Source organism: Flavobacterium sp. 22659 (assembly GCF_052044235.1).
Taxonomy (GTDB): domain Bacteria; phylum Bacteroidota; class Bacteroidia; order Flavobacteriales; family Flavobacteriaceae; genus Flavobacterium; species Flavobacterium johnsoniae.
On sequence record NZ_JBQEMU010000001.1, the window covers coordinates 120,454 to 140,682 of the forward strand.

Sequence of the window (20,229 nt, forward strand, 5' to 3'; positions counted from 1 at the left end):
CATTCAGGATTTTAGATAGTCGGTTTCTAAGTACAATAATATTGAACTCATTGAGTTTTGACTAGATAAAACTAGTCGCGATATTTTCGTTATGGACAATAAAAAATTAATACTAAGTTTAAAAAAAGGTAATGAAGCAGCTTTTAAAGAGGTGTATTTCAATTACTACGATAAACTGGTAAATATTGCCAAACGATTTAATCTCACGGTTCTTACTCCTGAAGACTTTGTTCAGGAAAGTCTTTTAAGACTTTATAACAAAAGAGAACTTCTTAACGAAGATGTTTTACTTGACAAGCAGTTATTTACAATTTGCAAAAACATCATCATCAATCATGTCAACAGAGAAAGCAAAATAATTCAGCTTGATCCGCATAAAGCTGATATTGCCGAAGAAGAAACTGACTTGGGAGTTTTTGAGGATAGAAAAGAAAAATTATACAATTTCATCAATCAGCTTCCTGAGCAGCAGCAAAAAATATTTACTTTACACAAACTGGAAAACCTTAGCTATAAGGAGATTGCAGAGCTCACAGACCTTTCTGAGAAGACTATTGCCAATCATATTTATCTCGCCAGTAAATTTATTCGAAAAAAAATCGAAAACCATTAGGAACTTTTTTGATCTCGTTTGTTATATATAAAAACGAGAACAAAAAAATGCATATCGAAGCGTACAAAACCAATGTTAGAACAAAAAAAGATGCAAGTCTGCTTGTAGTTCTTTTACAATTTGTTATTTCAGATTGTATCATAAATTTTGATTTCAAAAATCGCGAAAGAATACTTAGAATCGAAACTAACAGAGAAATTAAGGATGTGGTTTATGGTGTTTTTAATAAACAAGGATTTTATTGTAAAAAACTTTAACCCCCAAAGTCATGGATAAAGAAAAATTAGACGAAGAGTTTGAAAAGTTATGGAATGAAACACCAGCTTCGCATTCAGATAAAATAAAAGAAGCTTCGTGGGGAAAATTCCATTCAAAAACTTTTACTCCAAAGAAAAAGAAATTTAAACCTTGGCGCTATTATGCTGCCGCGGCGGTTTTACTTTTTGTTCTTGTAGGAACAGGAATTTATTTTACCAATGATTCAGCAGCAGGAGCAATTGTACTTTCTGAAAATGTGATTGAAAATACTACTTTAAAAATAAAACATGTTGTGCTGCCAGACAGCTCAAAAGTAGAACTAAGTCCAAATTCTAAAATTTCATACGGAAACAACTTTGCATTAAACAGAAAAATTGAAATTGTAGGTGAAGCTTATTTTCAGGTAAAAAAAGACAAACAGCATCCGTTTCAGGTTTTTTGCAACGAAACAACCACAACCGTTTTAGGAACTTGTTTTACTGTAAAAGGATTTCAAAAAAAGGAAGTAACTGTTGAATTGTTTGAAGGAAGTGTGCAGATGAATGTAAAAGGCCAGGATCAAAATTGGGTTTTAAAACCGGGACAGAAATTTACTTACGGAAATCAAACCGCATCAGTAGCAGAATTCAGCCGATTTATAGATTTTGATAATGAAAAGCTAACTGTTGTAAGTACTTACATCGAAGAAAATTACGGATATAAAGTGACACTGCCTAAAGAATATAAAGACCAGAAAATCACGATTAGAATAAACAGAAAAGAAGATTTAAAAATAATTGTACAATTAATATCAGAAATGTATAACCTAAACTTTGAAATAAATGAAGATCTAAAACAGATTACTTTTCAATAAGAAAAGAAAAAGGATGTAAGCCGCGAAACTACACATCCTCCTTTATAGTCAGGAATAACAGGAAGTTATTCCATTTAATAATTCAAAAATACAAAATTTCATGAAGCATATAATTTCAGCATGCTTTTTTTTATTCAGTTTATGTATGTCTGCTCAGACCGTTACAATAACTGTAGATCAAAATGTAACTTTAAAAGAATTTTTTAAGCAGATAGAAAATCAAACCGATTTTAAATTTGCTTTTACAGATCAGATAGATACAAATCAAAAGTATTTTACAAAGAAAAGCACTTATAAGCAAGTCGAAATCGAGAAACTTATCTCTGAATTAAACAAAACTGCCTCTGTACAATTTTCTATTGTTGGCAATAATATTTTTGTGAAACAAAAGTCACAATCAGCTAAAACTGTCAAAAAAAAAAGTAAGCTGACAGGCCAGATTTTTGATGATACCAAACAGCCCGTTATTGGCGCCAATGTTTATATTAAAGAATTAGAAGTTGGCGCTGTAACGGATGTAAACGGAAAATTCAGTATTGAAATCCCAAACGGAAACTATACAGTTGCAGTCAGCTATGTTGGATTTAAAAATCACGAAAAACGCATTACAATTTCTGATGACACTAAAATCAATTTCAATATAGACTCTGATAGTCAGGAATTAGAACAGGTTATTGTAACTGGTAATAAAGCTGTTGATATTAAAACCACTCAAATGAGTGTAAACAGACTTTCGATGCAGGAAATAAAAAGAATTCCTGCAGCAATGGGCGAACCAGATCCTTTAAAATCGATACTTACTCTGCCGGGAGTTACCAATGCAGGAGAAGCTTCATCAGGTTTTAATGTTCGAGGCGGTGCTGCCGATCAGAATTTAATTCTTTTAGACGGCGCTCCGGTTTATAACGATTCGCACATGTTTGGTTTTTTCTCTGTTTTTAATGCTGATATCGTAAATGGTTTAGATTTATATAAAGGAGGAATTCCTTCTAAATTTGGCGGACGTGTTTCTTCTGTTTTAGATGTAACACAGCAAACGGGAGATTTTGAAAATTACAAAGTAAACGGGGGAATTGGCGTAATATCAAGTCGTCTTTTGGTTCAGGGACCTTTACAAAAAGACAAAGGGTCTTTTATTGTATCTGGACGTACTTCTTATGCACATTTATTTTTAAAACTGGCAGACAATAAAAACTCAGCTATGTTTTATGATTTCAACGCTAAATTAAATTACCGTTTTAATGCTAATAATACATTGACTTTTTCTGGTTATTTAGGAAATGATATATTCGACATCAACGATCGTTTCTCAAGTAAATACGGAAATACAATGGGAATTTTAAGCTGGAAACACAAATTCTCTGATCGCTTAAATCATAATCTTTCTGTTTTTTACAGCGATTATAAATTCAATTTGGGACTTTCAATGGAAAACTTTGAATGGGACAGCAACATTCAAAATTACGGTCTTAAATACGGATGGAATTATCAAAAATCAGAAAAATTCAAGATCAATTACGGAATTGACGGATTGTATTATAATTTCAATCCAGGTACTGTACAGCCAACAAGTATTGATTCTCAGTTTAATTACAAGCAGCTTGATAAAAAATATGCTTTAGAAACTTCTGCTTATCTGGATTTTGAAAATCAAATTACTGAAAAATTGAATTTCCGTTACGGGCTTCGTTACAGCATGTTTTATCGTTTAGGTTCTGAAGCAATCAGTACTTATGAAAATGGACAAAGTGTTGTATACAATCCGTTATACAAAATTTACGAAGAAGGAACTCCAACAGGAACAACATATTACGGCAAAGGAAAAAAAATCAGCAGTTTTGATAATTTCGAACCAAGAGCAGCACTTTCGTATGCTTTTAACGACAACACTTCTGTAAAAGCAAGTTACAACAGAATGGCGCAGTATATTCATATTTTATCAAATACTCAATCGCCGCTGCCAATGAGTATCTGGACTCCAAGCGGACCGTTTACCAAACCTCAGCTTTTAGATCAGTATGCTGTAGGATATTTTAAAAACTTTAAAGACAACGATTATTCTTTTGAAGGTGAGCTGTTTTACAAAAAAGTTCAAAACCGTATTGACTATATTGACGGAGCCGATATTTTGGCAAACAATAATATCGAACAAGTTATCTTAAATGGTAAAGCCAGATCGTATGGTATGGAATTGTTATTTAGAAAAAATACTGGAATTTTTACGGGTTGGATTTCGTACACTCTATCAAGAGCAGAACAAAAAACTCCGGGAAGAACTGCCGAAGAACCGGGAATTGCAAACGGAGACTGGTATTTATCTGGATATGACAAAATGCACAATTTAAGCGTTGTAGGAAGTTATGAGTTTAGTCCAAAATGGTCTTTCAACGGTAATTTTACGCTGCAGTCAGGACAGCCTGTAACGTATGCAAATGGGTATTATGAATTTGGGGGAATTCATGTGCCAAATTATTCTTTGAGAAACGAAAACAGGCTGCCTCTTTTCCATCACCTCGATGTGGCTGCAACTTATACGCCAAGACCAGATAAAAAGAAAGGATGGCAAAGCTATTGGGTATTCAGCATTTACAATATTTACAACAGAAAAAATGCTGCTTCTATGAGTTTTACGACTAATGAAGACACTGGAGCAAATGAAACAAGAAGGTTATCAATCTTCGGAATTGTACCTGGAGTTTCTTATAATTTTAAATTTTAATGCTATGAATAAATTAAAAAAATATACTAAAATGAATAAAATACTGGCATTAATGAGTCTTCTGTTTGTTGTATTTTTTACTTCGTGTGAAGATGTTGTAACTCTGGATTTAGAAACCGGAGAAACAAGATTAGTAGTCGACGCCGAAATTATCTGGAAAAAAGGAACCAGCGGCAACGAACAAACCATAAAAATCAGTAAAACAGCTTCATACTACAGCGGTTCAACACCAAAAGTTTCTGGTGCGCAGGTAAGAGTTGAAAACACCAGCGGCGACGTTTTTACTTTTAATGAAACTGAGCCGGGCGTATATGTGTGCACTAATTTTGTACCCGTAATCGACATGGATTATAAGTTGTTTATTGAAGCTGAAGGAAAAAGTTTTACAGCAGTTGAAAAACTGACTTCTGTAACGTCAATAACCAAAGTTGAGCAGGCTGTAGTTCCAGATTTTGGAGGAAAAGACATTATTGAACTTACTTTTTATTATACAGATCCTGCAGATCAAGTCAATTTTTATTTAACAGATTATAAAAGCGATTTCTTAATATATCCGGAATACGAAATTACAAATGATGAGTTTTATAATGGAAACGAAATAAGCACCCGTTATTCTCACGAAGATGATATTAAAACCGGAAGTGTTGTAAAAATTACGCACCGAGGCGTTTCTAAGAACTTTTTCAATTATATGAAACTAATTTTAGAAGCTTCAAGCGCAAATCCGTTTCTTGTGCCTCCCGGAAATATTAGAGGAAACATTGTAAACACAACCGATGCCAGCAATTTTGCATTAGGTTATTTTAGACTTTGCGAAGCAGATGCAGTTGATTATGTGGTAAAATAAAAACCAATTTTCGACAATAAAAGACAAATCCCTTAAATATCGCATTTAAGGGATTTGTCTTTTATAACTGATTTGTCAAAGCTAAAATTAGGCATCTGCACTTGTAATGTTATAAAAATAATTAGGCAGTACAAGTAAATCAAGTATAGGGCTATATTCTTTTTTAATTTTCATAATTTCTTCATCTTCAATGCAAATCTGGCGAAACATGATCTTTTTTTGTGTATGATCAAATTTATCGCCGAATTTCGAAAGCATTTTTTGGATCAACGGTTCTTCATTAAATGGTTTGGTAATTCCAGCACGGACTGCTAACATTTTCCATGCTTCATTTCTAATTTCTGCTGGCAGATTTGTATTAAAATCATCTGTAAGAATATAAGCCAACGCTCCCCAATGCCAATGCTGGCTTTGCTCTTTCATTTTCTCCCAGACACTTTTTCTGATTTCAGGATCTATACACTCCCCTATCACATCACGCAAATCATAAAAATTCCATTCTTCTTTTTCAATATTTTTCCAGGCAGTTTTTACAATTTCAATATCTATACAACATTTAGTAATCCCCAATAGGTCCTCTTTTTTGTGATCACCTTTTTCAAAAATCCCCCAAGCTTCCTTAACCACTTCTATAACAGTACAAAAACTTATAACAAATCTCAAATTACTGCTTGTTGGGTTATTACGTTTAAGAATTTCCCACGTATTGTTTATGATTTCATGATTTGTACAAAGGCGTAAAATTTCGAGTAGATTTTCATTTACTATTGTTCTTTCTAATAGAACTTCTGCTGCTTTGTTTACCATTTGAATATCTGAACACCCTAGTAAAATATTATGCAATTCATTGTCTGATGGCTCTTTTTGTAATAATACTTTTGCAGCTTTATTTCTTATTCCCTCATTATTAAGACTAATAGGATTACGTATAACATTTTCCAAATCTTTATTTGTTAGATTTTGTTTTTCTAACATTTCCCAAGCATTATTTCCAATTTTAGGATCATTACACATCACAATAATGTCTTTTAGTTCGTCAATATCTGGATTTTTTGTAAGCAAAAACCTGGATATATCATTTCTAATTTCATAATTGCCGCACCATCTAAGTGCATCTGCCAATTCTTCATTTCTTGGATTATTTTTTATCAAAACTTCAAAAGCTCTTTTTTTCACTTCAATAATTGGACATTTTTCTATAATTACTATCAAATTATAGTTTGTTAGATCTTTTTCTAACAGAATCTCAAAAGCATTATTTGTAATTTCAAAGTTCCAACTGTAATTGATAATGCAAACAAGTTCATTAGTTGAAGGATTCTGTCCAGATAAAATGGCAGCGACCTTACTCCTAATTCTAAGATCATCGCATTTTTCTAAAATAATCACCAATTCATTATTACTCAAACTATGTTTTACTAAAAACTCCCACGTTTCTATCTTATGTATGTCACTATCATTAACCAAAATATCTTTTAATTCTTCTTTAGTTTTATTATTTAATTTTTCTGTACTCATAATCCTCATTTTAGGAAATGCAAAAATACAAGAATAAACAAAAAAAATAAGTTTTTTCTTATTTTAAATATAAAATCATGAACCTCTCAACAAAATAACTTTGGACTTTTCAACAAAATAAATTCTTGATAATCTGTAGAACTTTGCATTATAAAAATACAGCAAATGATACATTCACATCAAAAAGTATTGGTTACCGGCGGAACTGGTTTTGTGGCAATTCACAGTATTTTGCAATTACTAAATCGCGGTTATCAGGTTCGAACAACCGTAAGATCTTTAAATAGCAGAGATAAAATATTTGAAATGCTGAAAAATGGCGGTATAACAGATTTTAGCCAATTAGAATTTATTGAAACCGATTTAACTTCCGATAAAAACTGGAACGAAGCCATGATAGGCTGTCAATATGTATTACACATTGCTTCGCCTATATTTTTGAGACTTCCAAAAAATGAAGACGAAATGATACGCCCTGCTGTCGACGGTACACTTAGAGTTTTAAAAGCTGCAAGAGACTGTGGCGTAAAACGTGTTGTTATGACTTCAAATTTTGGCGCTGTTGGTTACAGCCACAAAGACAAAAATTCTCTTATTACCGAAGAAAGCTGGACAGACCCAAACGAAAAAGGACTTTCGACCTACAATAAATCAAAAGTACTGGCCGAAAAAGCAGCCTGGGATTTTATTGAAAAAGAAGGAGGCGCTCTTGAACTTTCTGTAATTAACCCAATGGGAATTTTTGGACCATCTTTAAACGAAGATTTATCAAGCGGTTTTGAGTTACTTAAAAAATTATTAGACGGCTCGATGAAAGCAATTCCAGATATTAGATTAGGAATTGTCGATGTAAGAGATGTTGCCGAACTGCACATTCTTGCAATGGAAAAACCACAAGCAAAAGGCGAGCGTTTTTTAGCTTTATCCGGAGGAACAATGTCTTTAATGGAAATTGTAAAACTGCTGAAAGAAAAAATGCCGTATGTAACAACAAAGGCACCTGCAAAATCTTTACCTACCTTTATAATACGCTTATCATCAATATTTAACGATCAGGCAAAAGCAATTTTACCATTGGTTGGAATTAATCGAAATGCCAGCAATAAAAAAGCAAAAACAATATTAGGCTGGGTACCGCGCACCAATGAAGAAGCTGTAACAGCTAGTGTAATAAGTCTCATAAAATGGAAAAATCTTAATATTTAAAGAAATGAAAGTAATCCTGACAGGCGCTACCGGAATGGTTGGCGAAGGTGTTTTAATAGAATGCCTAAATAATAAAAATATAGAATTAGTATTGTATGTGGGAAGAAAAACCAGCGGAAGATCGCATCCTAAATTAACCGAATATCTGGTTTCTGATTTTCTTTCGCTGCAAAGCAATGACAGCAGACTTGCTGGTTATGATGCCTGTTTTTATTGTGCAGGAATAAGCAGTGTGGGTATGGACGAAACAGAATATACCCATATTACATACGACACAACGATTCATTTTGCAAAAGCCGTATTAAATCAAAACCCAAATCTTGTTTTCAATTTCGTTTCGGGATTTCACACAGACAGTTCTGAAAAAGGAAAAGTTATGTGGGCTCGCGTAAAAGGAAAAACTGAAAATGCTTTACAAAGAATGCCTTTTAGAGCGCAATACAGTTTTCGTCCGGGGTTAATGAAACCAGACAAAGAACAAATACATCTTAAAGGTTTTAATAAATACATCAAATTCCTCTACCCTGTTTTGGGATTGTTTTATACCGGATGCGAGATTAGAGAAATAGGACGTGCTATGATTTCTACAGCACAGTTTGGGTATTCTAAAAAAATTCTGGAACCAATTGATATTAAAAAAGCCGCGAACTAAAAATGAAAAACAGAATTTTTAAAATCCTAAAACGAATGTTTATAGTTATTGCCGTCCTTTTGCTTATTCTTGCTTTCAGCACTTGGCTCTATATGCAAAAAGCAGTTTTTGGAAGTTTACCTTCTGAAGAAAGCATGGTCAGAATTGAAAAATCAGTTCATTATAAAAATGGTGAATTTCAAAATAATACTTACACGCCTACATTTGCTCCCGGTTACACTTTTTGGGGCGTAATAAGAAGTCAGCTTTTTGATAAAACAGTTCCAACTGAACCTGCTGGCAAAATTCCGTCTGTAAAAAGAGATTTAAAACACCTGCCTGCCAATCAAAATCTTTTAGTTTGGTTTGGGCATTCTTCCTCCTTTTTGCAGATTGACGGAAAGAAAATTTTAATCGATCCGGTTTTCAGCAGCAATGCATCGCCGCTGCCAAACAGCGTAAAAGTTTTTGCAGGAACAAATTCGTATCAGGTAAAGGATTTACCAGACATTGATTATCTGCTGATTTCTCACGATCATTACGATCATCTGGATTATCCAACCGTTTTGGCATTAAAAGAAAAAGTAAAAACCGTAATCTGCGGTCTGGGTGTTGGCGCACATTTTGAACGCTGGGGATATCCTAAAAATAAAATCATCGAAAAAGACTGGAACGATTCTGTTACCGTTGAGCAGGATTACACCATTCATACACTTCCGGCAAGACATAAATCAGGACGCAGTTTAAAACAGAACCAATCTTTATGGGTTTCTTTTTTAATTCATTCGCCTAAAACAAAAATATTCTACAGCGGCGACGGCGGTTACGACACACACTTTGCCGAAATTGGAAAAAAGTTTGGTCCAATTGATATTGCGATTATGGAAAACGGACAATACAACAAAGCCTGGCATTATATCCACATGCTTCCTGAAGAAACTTTACAAGCTGCAAAAGACTTAAACGCCAAAAGTATGATTCCTGTTCATAATTCAAAATTCGCACTTGCCAAACATACCTGGAACGAACCGCTTAATGAAATCAGCCGTTTAAATAAAAAACATCAAATTCCGTTAATTACGCCCGTTATTGGAGAAATCGTTATTTTTGAGAATCATAAAGTTTTTCCTGAATGGTGGAAAAATAATACTGACAAACCAATTTAATGCCTCATGAAATATACAGAAATTAAAAGTTGTTATATAGGTCCCGAAATATCGCCGGAACATTTTATTGCAGAACATTTCTTTTTGTATCTGGCAAAAGGCACTATTGAAGGTTATGACGGTATTAGTAAATACAGTTTAAAGCCTGGCGAGTATTGCATTGCCCGAAAAAATCATCTTGCACGATACCACAAACAAAAACAGGATAACGAATTTGAAAAAGTCGTGGTTATTTTCGATACCCTTTTTTTAAAAGCTTTTGCTGAAAAACATAAAATTAAAGCTCAAAAAAGCGAAACCGAAGCCGCATTTGTACAGTTAAAGAAAACCCATCTGGTTCCAAATTTTATTCTTTCTTTAATGCCATATTATAATGAAGGAGGCGAAATCGACGAAACATTTTCAAGCATAAAACGCGAAGAACTTTTATTGATTTTGCTAAAAGAAAATCCTGAACTAACAAATATTTTATTTGATTTCGCACCGCCGGAAAAGATCGATTTAGAAGCATACATGAATCGCAATTACAAATTTAATATCAGTATGGAACGTTTTGCGTATTTAACCGGAAGAAGTATTTCGGCTTTTAAACGTGATTTTGCTGCTATTTTTTCAGACACTCCAAGCCGATGGCTTATTCAGCGAAGACTCAAAGAAGGCTATTTTTTATTAGAAAAGAAAGGCAGAAAACCTTCGGATATTTATCTTGATCTGGGTTTTGAAGATCTCTCCCATTTTTCTTTTGCTTTTAAAAAGAAATACGGAATTTCACCTTCTGATATTTTAAAATTAAACGTGAACAAATGAAAAAAGTAGTTTTAAATCTTGCGGTTACATTAGACGGATTTATTGAAGGTCCAAACGGAGAAGTTGATTGGTGCATAATGGATGAAGACATGAATTTTCCTGCCTTTATTGAAAGCGTTGACACTATATTTTATGGAAGAATAAGCTACGATGCATGGGGAAATTATCAGGCAGATGAAAATGCTGATTTAGCAGAAAAAGAAATGTGGAATGGAATTCACTCTAAAAATAAATTTGTTTTTTCGAGCCAAAACAGAAATGACGAAAATGCTGTTTTTATCACTGCAGATCTAATTACCAAAGTAAACGAAATAAAAAATCAGCAGGGCAAAGATATCTGGCTGTACGGAGGTGCCAGTCTTATCAAAACCTTTATAAATTTAAACCTTATTGATGTTTACAAAATCTCTGTTCATCCCATTGTTTTAGGTTCCGGAAAACCTTTATTTGAAAACTTATCAAAACGTATTGGACTGAAACTAATGGCTACACGAGTTTTTAAATCAGGAGTTGTAGAGCTGACTTATCAGCCGGAATAAAACCGAAAATAAAAATAGTTGTATCTTAGCAGAAGTTTAAATTAAAGTACCATGTCAATAACAACAGAAGCAGAATTAATTGGAATGAAAAAGGCGAGCGAAGCAGTAGCTTATGCTTTAAGAGAAATGAGAAATTTTGCAAAACCCGGCATATCGACAAAAGAACTGGATGAATACGGCGGAAAAATACTAAACGATTTAGGAGCAAAATCTGCGCCTTATGTAACGTATGGTTTTCCGGGATGGACCTGCATCAGCGTAAATAAAGAATTTTGCCACGGCATCCCTTCAGAAAAAAGAATTTTAAAAGAAGGCGATTTAATCAATATCGATGTTTCGGCAGAATTAAACGGTTTCTTTTCAGATAACGGAGGTTCGTTTGTTATTGGTGAAGATGTAAACCAGCATCAAAAATTAATTGAAGCATCAAAAGAAATTCTGCATAAAGCCATTCACAATATAAAAGGAGGCGTTCGCATTTCTGATATTGGTTTTATAATGGAAACCGAAGCTAAGAAAAGAGGCTACAAAGTAATCAAGAATTTAACTGGCCACGGAATTGGAAGAGGTCTGCATGAAGAACCACACGAAATAGCCAATTACAGAGATCGTTTTAACCTGACAAGGTTTAAGAAAAACTCAGTTGTTGCTATCGAAACTTTTATTTCTACCACTTCTACAATTGCCGAAACCCTAAAAGACGGCTGGACAATGGTTGGAAACAAAGGCGGTTTTATGGCACAGCACGAACATACAATCATAGTTACAGAAGGAAAACCAATCATCTTGACAGAAATGAACGGAATCTGGAATTAAAAAAATTACATACAAATACAAAAAAACTCCATTATTGCTAATGGAGTTTTTTTATGTCTTTGAAAATTCAAAAATAAGATTTAATCTAATTTCTATATGATTTGTAAACTTCTTTATTGTTTTTCAAAATAAAGATAATTCGTATTACTGCTTACATCTCGCAATCGAATTTGCGAATTATTAAACTCAAACAATTTCCAGCTCTTGTTTAATTTGCTGAGTAACTCTGAACTGAAAGTCAGCTTTAATTCCCTAACATTATTTTGTACGGTGCTTTCCCATTGTCCTGTTTCTGAAATTCCCGCTTTAGCAGCTGTAACAGAATTATCACTTTTAAACACAAATGAATAACCGCCGTAAGACAAAGTTTTATCAGAATCAGCAAAATAATACGGGATCTGCCAGGAACCTTTTGTAATTACTTCGTTTAAATTTAGTGTTACAATATTATTTTCTGGGCAGTAATCGATCGCATATTTTATAGCATTTTCGAAATCTAAATTACTATTAACCGCTTTCGTCTGTCCGTGGTAATCAACTATCGAAATTGGATATTTTAAAGAAATGTACTGACTAGCGTTGAGGTTTTTTATAAAATTGAAAAATGCCTGATCGCTTATTATAGTTTGAGAACTTCCTATTTGATTAGCGCTGTTGTAAATATTGATAGTGATTGGATAATTAATATTGAGTCCGTTAATTTTAGAAAGAAGATCAGGATATTGATTCCAGTAATCGATTAAAGTATCAAAATCAGCTTCATTCGGGATTAGTTTTTCAATATAATTATAGTAAACCATCGTAACCGGAAAATCTATTTTTACAATATCATCATCGTAATTACTTGCATTAATATTGTCAATTACTTTTTGATAATCGGCTGCACTGTTTATGGCAATGTGCGTGTTGTTAACCGTAACCGTGTAAGGAAATTTTATAGTACAATAAGTAGACCCGTCGATTATATTATCCTGCACGGTCTGCACCATGGCAACCCTTTGCAGATAAGACGTAAGAGGCGAAGCATTTGTAATGGTTCCCTGCGCCGTATTGTCCTGATCGTCTGATTCGTTCTGACAGGAAAACAAGAGCAGGAAAACGACTGCTATTGATAAATATTTTTGAAAAGAAAGCATATTTATATTTTTACAAAGGTAATAAAATTAAAAAACGGTTTTAATAAATCCGGCATCAACGGCTTCTGTTTCATATTTTTAATTCTCTATAATTACAGAAAATAACATCTGATGTTTCTATAAAACAATCAGCACCGCGTTTACCCTACTTAAACTAAAAACAAATACTTTTGCATCGTACCAATCACAAATATAAATGCCAACTAAGAACCAATCAGATACTTGTGACGAAATAATCTTTTCGTCCTTTTTTAAAAGCCATGCAAAAGCGCTTCGAAATTTTCTTCTTTACAAGTTTGGCAATATCGAACAGGCAGAAGATCTAACACAAGAAGCATTTGTAAAACTTTGGCAGAATTGTGCTTCGGTGCCGCTCGAAAAAGCAAAATCATATATCTATACCATTGCAAACAACAGCAGTCTTAACCAGATTGCGCATCAGAAAGTGGTTTTGAAGTACGAAAAAAACTTCACCGGTTTAGACAAAACCAATGAAAGCCCGGAATATATTCTGGAAGAAAAACAGTTTCAGGCAAAACTTTTAAAAGCCATCGAAAACTTAAACGAAAAACAACGCACCGCTTTTTTGATGCACCGAATTGACGGAAAAAAATACAGTGAAATTGCTGCGGAGTTAAATATCAGCGTAAAGGCGGTAGAAAAGCGCATTCATCTTGCGTTGTTAAGCTTACGTAAAGAAATTGATTTATAAAAAGTAGGGTAAAATAAGTTCTAATTGTTTTAATTATAATAGTACGATAAAATGAAAAAAAATCGCTTATTGGCAAAATGGCTCAACGATGATTTATCTCCGGATGAATTGGCAGCATTTGAGGCAAGTCCGGATTTTGAAAAATATCAAAAAATCAAGAATTATACAGCTCATTTAGAGGTTGGTGATCTTGATGAAAACGCTATGCTGTCGAATATTTTGAGTCAGAAAAAAACAGCTCCAAAAGTTGTACCGCTATACAAAAAATGGGCTTTTAGAGCCGCTGCAATATTTGTTCTCGCATTGGCAGTAACTTTTGTAATGCAGTTTTTTGTGCCTGAGACTGAAACAGCCGATTTTGGAAAAAGAACCACTTTTTCATTACCGGATAATTCAGAAGTAGTATTGAATTCAGGTTCTGAAATACAGTATAAAAAATGGAACTGGGACAACAGCAGGCATTTAGAATTAAAAGGCGAAGCTTATTTTAGAGTAGCCAAAGGCCGAAAATTTGAAGTAGAAACCCGTCTTGGAAAAGTAACGGTTTTAGGAACCCAGTTTAATGTAAAAACCAGAAAAAACAGGTTTGATGTAGTGTGTTATGAAGGACGTGTAAAAGTAAATTATAACAATACCCAAATTTTATTAACCCACGGACAAAGCGTAAGTTTTGAAAACGGAAAACAAGTTAACCTGACTGTAAATACATCTAAACCGGAATGGATTGACAATCAAATAGGTTTTTATAAAGAAAATATCAGAAGTCTTCTGGATGAAGTTGAAAGACAATATAACATTAAGATCGAATTAAATACAAAAGATACAACATCATTATTTACAGGGAAATTACCCGCTAAAGATTTAAATACAGCTTTGCAGATTATTAGTACAACATATCATTTAGAGGCGAAACAAGTCTCGAAAAATAAAATAATATTTGACGAAAAATAAATGTTGCTCCCCAAACAATTTCATTTTTTGTTTTTTCTCTTTTTCATTGCCCTGAATTGTTTTGCTCAGGGCAAAGGAAAAGTCTTGCCTTTTAAAAAAATAATAATTGATATTGAAAAACAGCATCATGTAAGTTTCAATTATACTGAAGACAACATTTTGGGAGTAAAATTAATTCCGCCAAAAAAATCATTTTCATTAGAAAAAAAACTGGAATATCTGAGTGAAAAGACGCATTTATCATTTGAGAATATTGGAAATACATTCATCAATATTTATAAAAAAGATAATGCTTCTCAAATAATCTGCGGATACGTTTTTTCTGCATTGGATAAAAAACCAATTGAAAATGCCAATATTAGTGTATCAAATCATACTCAGGTTTCGACCAATTCAAATGGTTATTTTGAATGTAACGAAGAAAAAGAAGCAGTAGTTTCTATAAGCCATGTTGGGTATGTAACCCAAAAAATAGCGGCGATAAATTTCAACTCAAAAAACTGCCCGCAGATAGTATTACAACCCGAAATTACAGAACTTAAAGAAATTAAGACAAATGCTATTCTGGCATCAGGAATTTCTAAAAACAAAAATGGTTCTTTTGAAATTAAGCCCAAGAAATTTGGTATTCTGCCCGGACTTATCGAACCAGATGCTTTGCAGACTATGCAGCAAATTCCGGGTGTAAACAGTATCGACGAAAGTGTGTCGAGCATTAATGTGCGCGGCGGTACGCATGACCAGAATTTATTTTTATGGAATGGAATAAGAATGTTTCAAACGGGACATTTTTTTGGTTTAATATCTGCTTTCAATCCTAATCTGGCCCATACCATTTCAATTTACAAAAACGGAAGTTCTGCTTTTTACGGAGAAAGTGTATCGAGTGTTGTAGCCATTTCTTCTACTCCAGAAACGGCAGAAAAAAATTCTTTCAGCGCCGGACTCAATATGATTAATGCTGATGTTTACGGAAAATACAATCTTTCGAAAAAGAGTTATATTGAAGTTGCTGCACGCAAATCTATTACTGATTTTATTGAAACTCCTACGTACAAAGAGTATTTTAACAAAGTGTTTCAAAACACGACAATTACCGATTTTTCGAACAATCAGAATGTCGATTATCAAAGTGATAAAAAATTTGATTTTTATGATGCCACCTTTAAGTATGTTCAAAAAATAGGAAACAAAGATCAGATAATACTAGATCTTATTACGATTAAAGATAATCTGGAAGTTTTTCAAAGCGCGACTATTTACAACATAAACCGATCTGAAAACAGTATTTTGCGCCAGCAGAATTATGGCGGTAATTTGTCATGGAAACGAGATTGGAACAATTTCAACACTACTAAAATTAACGTTTACAATTCGGCTTATGAACTTCTGGGCAATCAGACCAACAGCGAAGGCCAAAGGGTTATTCAGGAAAATTCGGTAAACAATAACGGAATCAATTTAGAAAACAATCATATTCTCAGTTCTAAATTTACTTTTAGCGATGGTTATCAGTTTAATGAAATTGGTATTACAAATTTAGAGCAGGTAACAAATCCTGATTTTTATCGAAAAGTAAAAGATGTACTGCGAACACATGCTTTGATTTTAGAAGGAAAATACAATGACACAATTTCCCGAACCTATTTTAAAGCCGGAACCCGAATTAATTATATCGAAAAATTTGAGAAATTTATTCTGGAACCACGGGTACAGTTTGGTTACGGCATTAATAAAAACCTGAATTTAGAATTACTCGGAGAATTAAAAAGTCAGAACTCCCAGCAGATTATTGACCTGCAGAAAGATTATTTCGGAATAGAAAAAAGACGCTGGATTATCTCCAATAATGGCTCAATTCCTATTCAGAGAAGCAGACAGCTGTCTCTAAATTTATCATACATAAAAAATGACTGGCTGTTTGATATTGAAAATTTCTATAAAAAAGTAACCGGAATTACGACTTCAAGCCAGGGGTTTCAAAACCAGCTGGAGTTTGTTAAAACAACCGGCGATTATGAAGTCTGGGGAGCCGAAATCCTGCTGCAAAAAAAGATGAATCATTTTTTAACCTGGTTAAGCTATACTTACAATCATAATAATTACCATTTTATTAATTACGAATACCCTGTTTTTCCTAACAATTTTGAGGTAATGCATACAGCATCGTGGGCAGGCATTTATGAGAAAAACAATTTTAAAATTGCTTTGGGAACAAAATGGACTTCGGGCAGGCCGAAAACTTCTCCTGACAATTCTCAAATCGATCCGTCAAATCCCACATTGGTTTACAATAAACCTAATAATACCAATCTGCATATTTTTTCCCAAGTCAATTTTTCATCCACTTATAAATGGGAAACTGACAACGGAATCCAATACAAATTGGGGATTTCTATTTTAAATATCCTCAACAGAAAAAATGAAATCAGCGAATATTACAGGATAAGTTCGCTTACAAATTCTATAGAAGAAGTCGAAACTTTTTCTTTGCAAAGAACTCCAAATCTGAGTTTTAGAGTTTCATTTTAATTCTATTCAGGCAAGCTTTTTTCATCGCCCGAACTCCTTTTATATTTTTTTTCTTAAAATTTTTAATTTTTTGGTAGGGTTATCTGCACCAAGGCTGTTTTACTATTGAACCTTATCAAAAGAATTAAAATGACCGCAGCAGATTTTACAAAACACCGCAGGGACAGCTTTTACATGACACTTCGTAGCGCTGCGAAATGCTCATCAGTAAAGAACAATTCTTTGATGAATCATTTTTTAAACAAACGCTTTATAAATTCTGTAAAGCCTATTTACCCATTTCAATTTAACTAAAATTAAAGACGATGAAATTAAAACAACTTAAATTCGCTGCAGCACTTGCTGTTACAACATTTTTTTTAAGCTGCAGCAGTGACAATTCTGGTGACAATACTAATCCTGATCCAACTCCGGAAACTAAGAAAGAAGTTACGCTTGCAACAAGTACTACATTGGGTTCTTATCTTGTAGACAAAGACGGAAGATCTTTATATTTTTTCTCAACAGATGCAAAAGGACAATCTTCTTGTACAGGCGGATGCGAGGCAGTATGGCCCGTGTTTAATGTAGATAATTTAACAGCAGATAAATTAGGCACAGGATTAACATTATCTGATTTTGGAACTATTACTACTGCATCTTCAAAAAAACAGCTTACTTACAAAGGATGGCCTTTATATTACTATGCACCAAGTTCTGCAAACGACGGATACGGCAACGTAACCAATACACCGGAAGCTGCTGGTAAAACAGATGGAGACGGAATTGGCGGTGTTTGGTTTATTGCAAAACCAGATTACTCTATTATGATCGTAAGAAGTCAGCTTGTTGGTCATGACGGTAAAAATTACAAATCTGATTATACTGTCGGCGACGGACAGACTACTTATTTTACAGATGCCAAAGGTTTAACATTGTATACTTTTAAAAATGATAATTTCAAGAAAAATAACTTCTCTAAAGAAGATTTTTCAAACAATGCAGTCTGGCCAATATATGAAACAGACAAAATCGTAGTGCCTTCTATTCTTGATAAATCAAAATTCTCTGTTATTACCGTATTTGGTAAATCACAATTGGTTTACAACGGCTGGCCTTTGTATTACTTTGGACAGGATGCAAGTGTAAGAGGCGCTAATAAAGGAATTAGTTTCCCTGCTCCTGCTGTATGGCCGGTTCCGGTAAAAGATATTCCGCTGGCGATTTAAAAATTAAAACCTGTTTATTTCAAATTAGTCCGTTTTCACCGGGCTGATTTGAAATTATTAATAAGAAATTCTGGCACACTGCTGTAAAATTTAAATCCCAAATTGACATGAACAAAAGAAAAATCACGATTTTGATAGTACTGCTGGTAATAAGTTTTGGCCCTTACTATATCTACCAAAACATTCTTTACAAAGATGCCAGAGACATCGATAATGAAAAATCAATGCTTACTATTTCTGCCCAAAACTTAGAAAGTCAATATGCGCAAAATTCTTCGCAGGCAGATTCAAAATACTTAAATAAAACAATTGAAATTGAAGGAACAGCCACAGAAGTTACTGATTCTTCAATGGTAATTGACGGAAAGGTATTTTGTAAAATGAATAAAAAATCAAACCAAAATTTAATTAAAAAACAAGTCAATATAAAAGGAAGATGTATTGGTTATGATGATTTATTTGGAGTCGTAAAATTGGATCAATGCAGTACACAACAAAATTAAATATGAAAAAAATATTCTTAATAGCCAGCTTTTTAATCTGCTTATGTGCCAATGCTCAGGAAGATTTACTGTCAAGTCTGGACTCAACCCAGGTTGTAGATAAAAATGCGACGGCCACTTTTAAAGGCCTGCAGATTATAACACTTCAGTCAACAAAAATGGCAGCCAAAAAAGAACTGTATATTGTTATATCGCACCGATTTGGTTCTGTAAAAGGCGGTATTTCTGAGTTTTTTGGTTTTGATGATGCCACGACGAAAATTGGAGGAATTTATGGTGTAACCGACTGGCTTTCTGTAAGTGCATCACGCCATACACTTTTAAAAATTTATGAAACATCGCTTAAATATCGACTGGCAAGACAAAACGACAAATTTCCGTTTGACATTGTGGGTTATAATACAATCGATATTAACAGCGGATTGAAAAAAGACGATTATCCTAAAATTGAGTTTTCTGACCGATTAACGTATGTAAATCAGCTTTTAATTTCAAGAAAATTCTCTGATAAATTATCTCTTGAACTTGTGCCGTCTTATATTCATAAAAATCTATACAATCAGGATACTGAAAGCGACAATCAGTTTACGTTAAGTGCCGGAGGAAGATTAAAATTAACCAAAAGACTTTCTCTAAATCTGGAATACGGAGAAAATTTTAATAAACCGGATTTTTACAATAATCCGCTTTCTGTTGGATTGGATATAGAAACCGGCGGTCATATTTTTCAATTAATTTTTACCAATTCGCAATCTATGACCGAGAGCGGTTATTTAACAAATGCCACGGGCGACTGGGGAAAAGGCGATTTTTTCTTTGGGTTTAATTTATATAGAGTTTTTTAAAAGTATAGAATATGAAAAAATATATCTTTTTATCTGGCATATTGTTGTCTTTATACGGCTGTGAATCTAACACGTACGAAAGTCTGGAAGAACCAGAGGTAATAGTTGGAAAAGTAACCTATAACGCAAACGCAAAAGCCATTATCGATGCAAACTGCATCGCGTGCCATGCTTCTGGCGGAACATTGAAACCGTTGGAAACTTATGCACAGGTTAGAGACGCAATGTTAAACACTGATTTATTAGACCGAATTCAGCGTCAAAACGGAACTCCGGGACAAATGCCAAGAGCAGGAAGAATGTCTCAGGATAAAATAAATACCATTTTGCAATGGAATGCGGATGGATTATTAGAAAATTAAATCGACA

20 protein-coding genes are annotated in these 20,229 nt (G+C 33.7%); 18 read left to right on the plus strand and 2 right to left on the minus strand.

Annotation, left to right across the window (positions count from 1 at the left end; translation table 11 throughout):
- The first annotated feature begins 91 nt into the window (after positions 1-91).
- From ACTJIW_RS00625 to ACTJIW_RS00645, 5 genes are all read left to right on the plus strand, one after another.
- Complete coding sequence (locus ACTJIW_RS00625) at positions 92-613, plus strand: RNA polymerase sigma factor (protein ID WP_012022257.1); 522 nt, start codon at positions 92-94, stop codon at positions 611-613.
- A gap of 47 nt (positions 614-660) precedes the next feature.
- Positions 661-870 (plus strand): hypothetical protein, encoded by a 210-nt coding sequence (locus tag ACTJIW_RS00630; protein WP_044047378.1) that lies wholly within the window; start codon positions 661-663, stop codon positions 868-870.
- 11 nt (positions 871-881) lie between these two features.
- Positions 882-1,724: a FecR family protein gene (locus ACTJIW_RS00635; protein ID WP_121360245.1), complete on the plus strand. Its 843-nt coding sequence runs from the start codon at positions 882-884 to the stop codon at positions 1,722-1,724.
- Between the two features lie 100 nt (positions 1,725-1,824).
- The gene (locus tag ACTJIW_RS00640) at positions 1,825-4,443 is read left to right on the plus strand and encodes a TonB-dependent receptor (RefSeq protein WP_012022260.1); all 2,619 of its coding nucleotides are present in this window, start codon (positions 1,825-1,827) and stop codon (positions 4,441-4,443) included.
- Positions 4,444-4,447: 4 nt separating this feature from the next.
- Positions 4,448-5,290, plus strand: coding sequence for a DUF4249 domain-containing protein (locus ACTJIW_RS00645; RefSeq protein WP_012022261.1), 843 nt, complete (start codon positions 4,448-4,450; stop codon positions 5,288-5,290).
- Between the two features lie 87 nt (positions 5,291-5,377).
- Here the strand turns inward: ACTJIW_RS00645 and ACTJIW_RS00650 are convergent, their stop codons facing one another.
- Entirely contained in the window at positions 5,378-6,808 is a 1,431-nt protein-coding gene (locus tag ACTJIW_RS00650) for a hypothetical protein (protein WP_440715384.1), read from the minus strand.
- 165 nt (positions 6,809-6,973) lie between these two features.
- Between ACTJIW_RS00650 and ACTJIW_RS00655 the strand changes: the two genes are divergently transcribed.
- From ACTJIW_RS00655 to map, 6 genes are read left to right on the plus strand one after another with little or no spacing between them, the layout of a single operon-like run.
- Complete coding sequence (locus tag ACTJIW_RS00655; protein WP_440715383.1) at positions 6,974-8,014, plus strand: SDR family oxidoreductase; 1,041 nt, start codon at positions 6,974-6,976, stop codon at positions 8,012-8,014.
- Between the two features lie 4 nt (positions 8,015-8,018).
- The gene (locus ACTJIW_RS00660) at positions 8,019-8,666 is read left to right on the plus strand and encodes an NAD-dependent epimerase/dehydratase family protein (RefSeq protein WP_440715382.1); all 648 of its coding nucleotides are present in this window, start codon (positions 8,019-8,021) and stop codon (positions 8,664-8,666) included.
- A 2-nt stretch (positions 8,667-8,668) separates the two neighbouring features.
- Complete coding sequence (locus ACTJIW_RS00665) at positions 8,669-9,811, plus strand: MBL fold metallo-hydrolase (protein ID WP_440715381.1); 1,143 nt, start codon at positions 8,669-8,671, stop codon at positions 9,809-9,811.
- Between the two features lie 6 nt (positions 9,812-9,817).
- Entirely contained in the window at positions 9,818-10,618 is an 801-nt protein-coding gene (locus tag ACTJIW_RS00670; protein WP_440715380.1) for a helix-turn-helix domain-containing protein, read from the plus strand.
- Positions 10,615-11,157 (plus strand): dihydrofolate reductase family protein, encoded by a 543-nt coding sequence (locus ACTJIW_RS00675; protein ID WP_440715379.1) that lies wholly within the window; start codon positions 10,615-10,617, stop codon positions 11,155-11,157. The genes ACTJIW_RS00670 and ACTJIW_RS00675 overlap by 4 nt, the downstream gene beginning before the upstream one ends.
- 51 nt (positions 11,158-11,208) lie before the next feature.
- Positions 11,209-11,973 (plus strand): type I methionyl aminopeptidase, encoded by a 765-nt coding sequence (gene map, locus ACTJIW_RS00680; RefSeq protein WP_012022268.1) that lies wholly within the window; start codon positions 11,209-11,211, stop codon positions 11,971-11,973.
- 113 nt (positions 11,974-12,086) lie between these two features.
- On the opposite strand, the gene ACTJIW_RS00685 is transcribed toward map, so the two are convergent.
- Entirely contained in the window at positions 12,087-13,109 is a 1,023-nt protein-coding gene (locus tag ACTJIW_RS00685) for a hypothetical protein (protein ID WP_440715378.1), read from the minus strand.
- A gap of 196 nt (positions 13,110-13,305) precedes the next feature.
- Between ACTJIW_RS00685 and ACTJIW_RS00690 the strand changes: the two genes are divergently transcribed.
- The 7 genes from ACTJIW_RS00690 to ACTJIW_RS00720 all read left to right on the plus strand — a co-directional run bounded on the left by ACTJIW_RS00690 (position 13,306) and on the right by ACTJIW_RS00720 (position 20,222).
- Complete coding sequence (locus ACTJIW_RS00690; protein WP_433813518.1) at positions 13,306-13,821, plus strand: RNA polymerase sigma factor; 516 nt, start codon at positions 13,306-13,308, stop codon at positions 13,819-13,821.
- A gap of 51 nt (positions 13,822-13,872) precedes the next feature.
- Entirely contained in the window at positions 13,873-14,772 is a 900-nt protein-coding gene (locus ACTJIW_RS00695) for a FecR family protein (protein ID WP_012022271.1), read from the plus strand.
- Positions 14,773-14,799: 27 nt separating this feature from the next.
- A complete protein-coding gene (locus ACTJIW_RS00700; protein WP_440715377.1) occupies positions 14,800-17,304 on the plus strand; it encodes a carboxypeptidase-like regulatory domain-containing protein in 2,505 nt (834 codons plus the stop codon).
- Positions 17,305-17,609: 305 nt separating this feature from the next.
- A complete protein-coding gene (locus ACTJIW_RS00705; protein WP_440715376.1) occupies positions 17,610-18,512 on the plus strand; it encodes a COG4315 family predicted lipoprotein in 903 nt (300 codons plus the stop codon).
- Positions 18,513-18,619: 107 nt separating this feature from the next.
- Complete coding sequence (locus ACTJIW_RS00710; RefSeq protein WP_121360237.1) at positions 18,620-19,015, plus strand: OB-fold protein; 396 nt, start codon at positions 18,620-18,622, stop codon at positions 19,013-19,015.
- A 2-nt stretch (positions 19,016-19,017) separates the two neighbouring features.
- Entirely contained in the window at positions 19,018-19,860 is an 843-nt protein-coding gene (locus tag ACTJIW_RS00715) for a DUF5777 family beta-barrel protein (RefSeq protein ID WP_440715375.1), read from the plus strand.
- A gap of 11 nt (positions 19,861-19,871) precedes the next feature.
- Positions 19,872-20,222, plus strand: a complete 351-nt coding sequence (locus tag ACTJIW_RS00720; protein WP_274251281.1) for a c-type cytochrome — start codon at positions 19,872-19,874, stop codon at positions 20,220-20,222.
- The last annotated feature ends 7 nt before the right edge of the window (positions 20,223-20,229 follow it).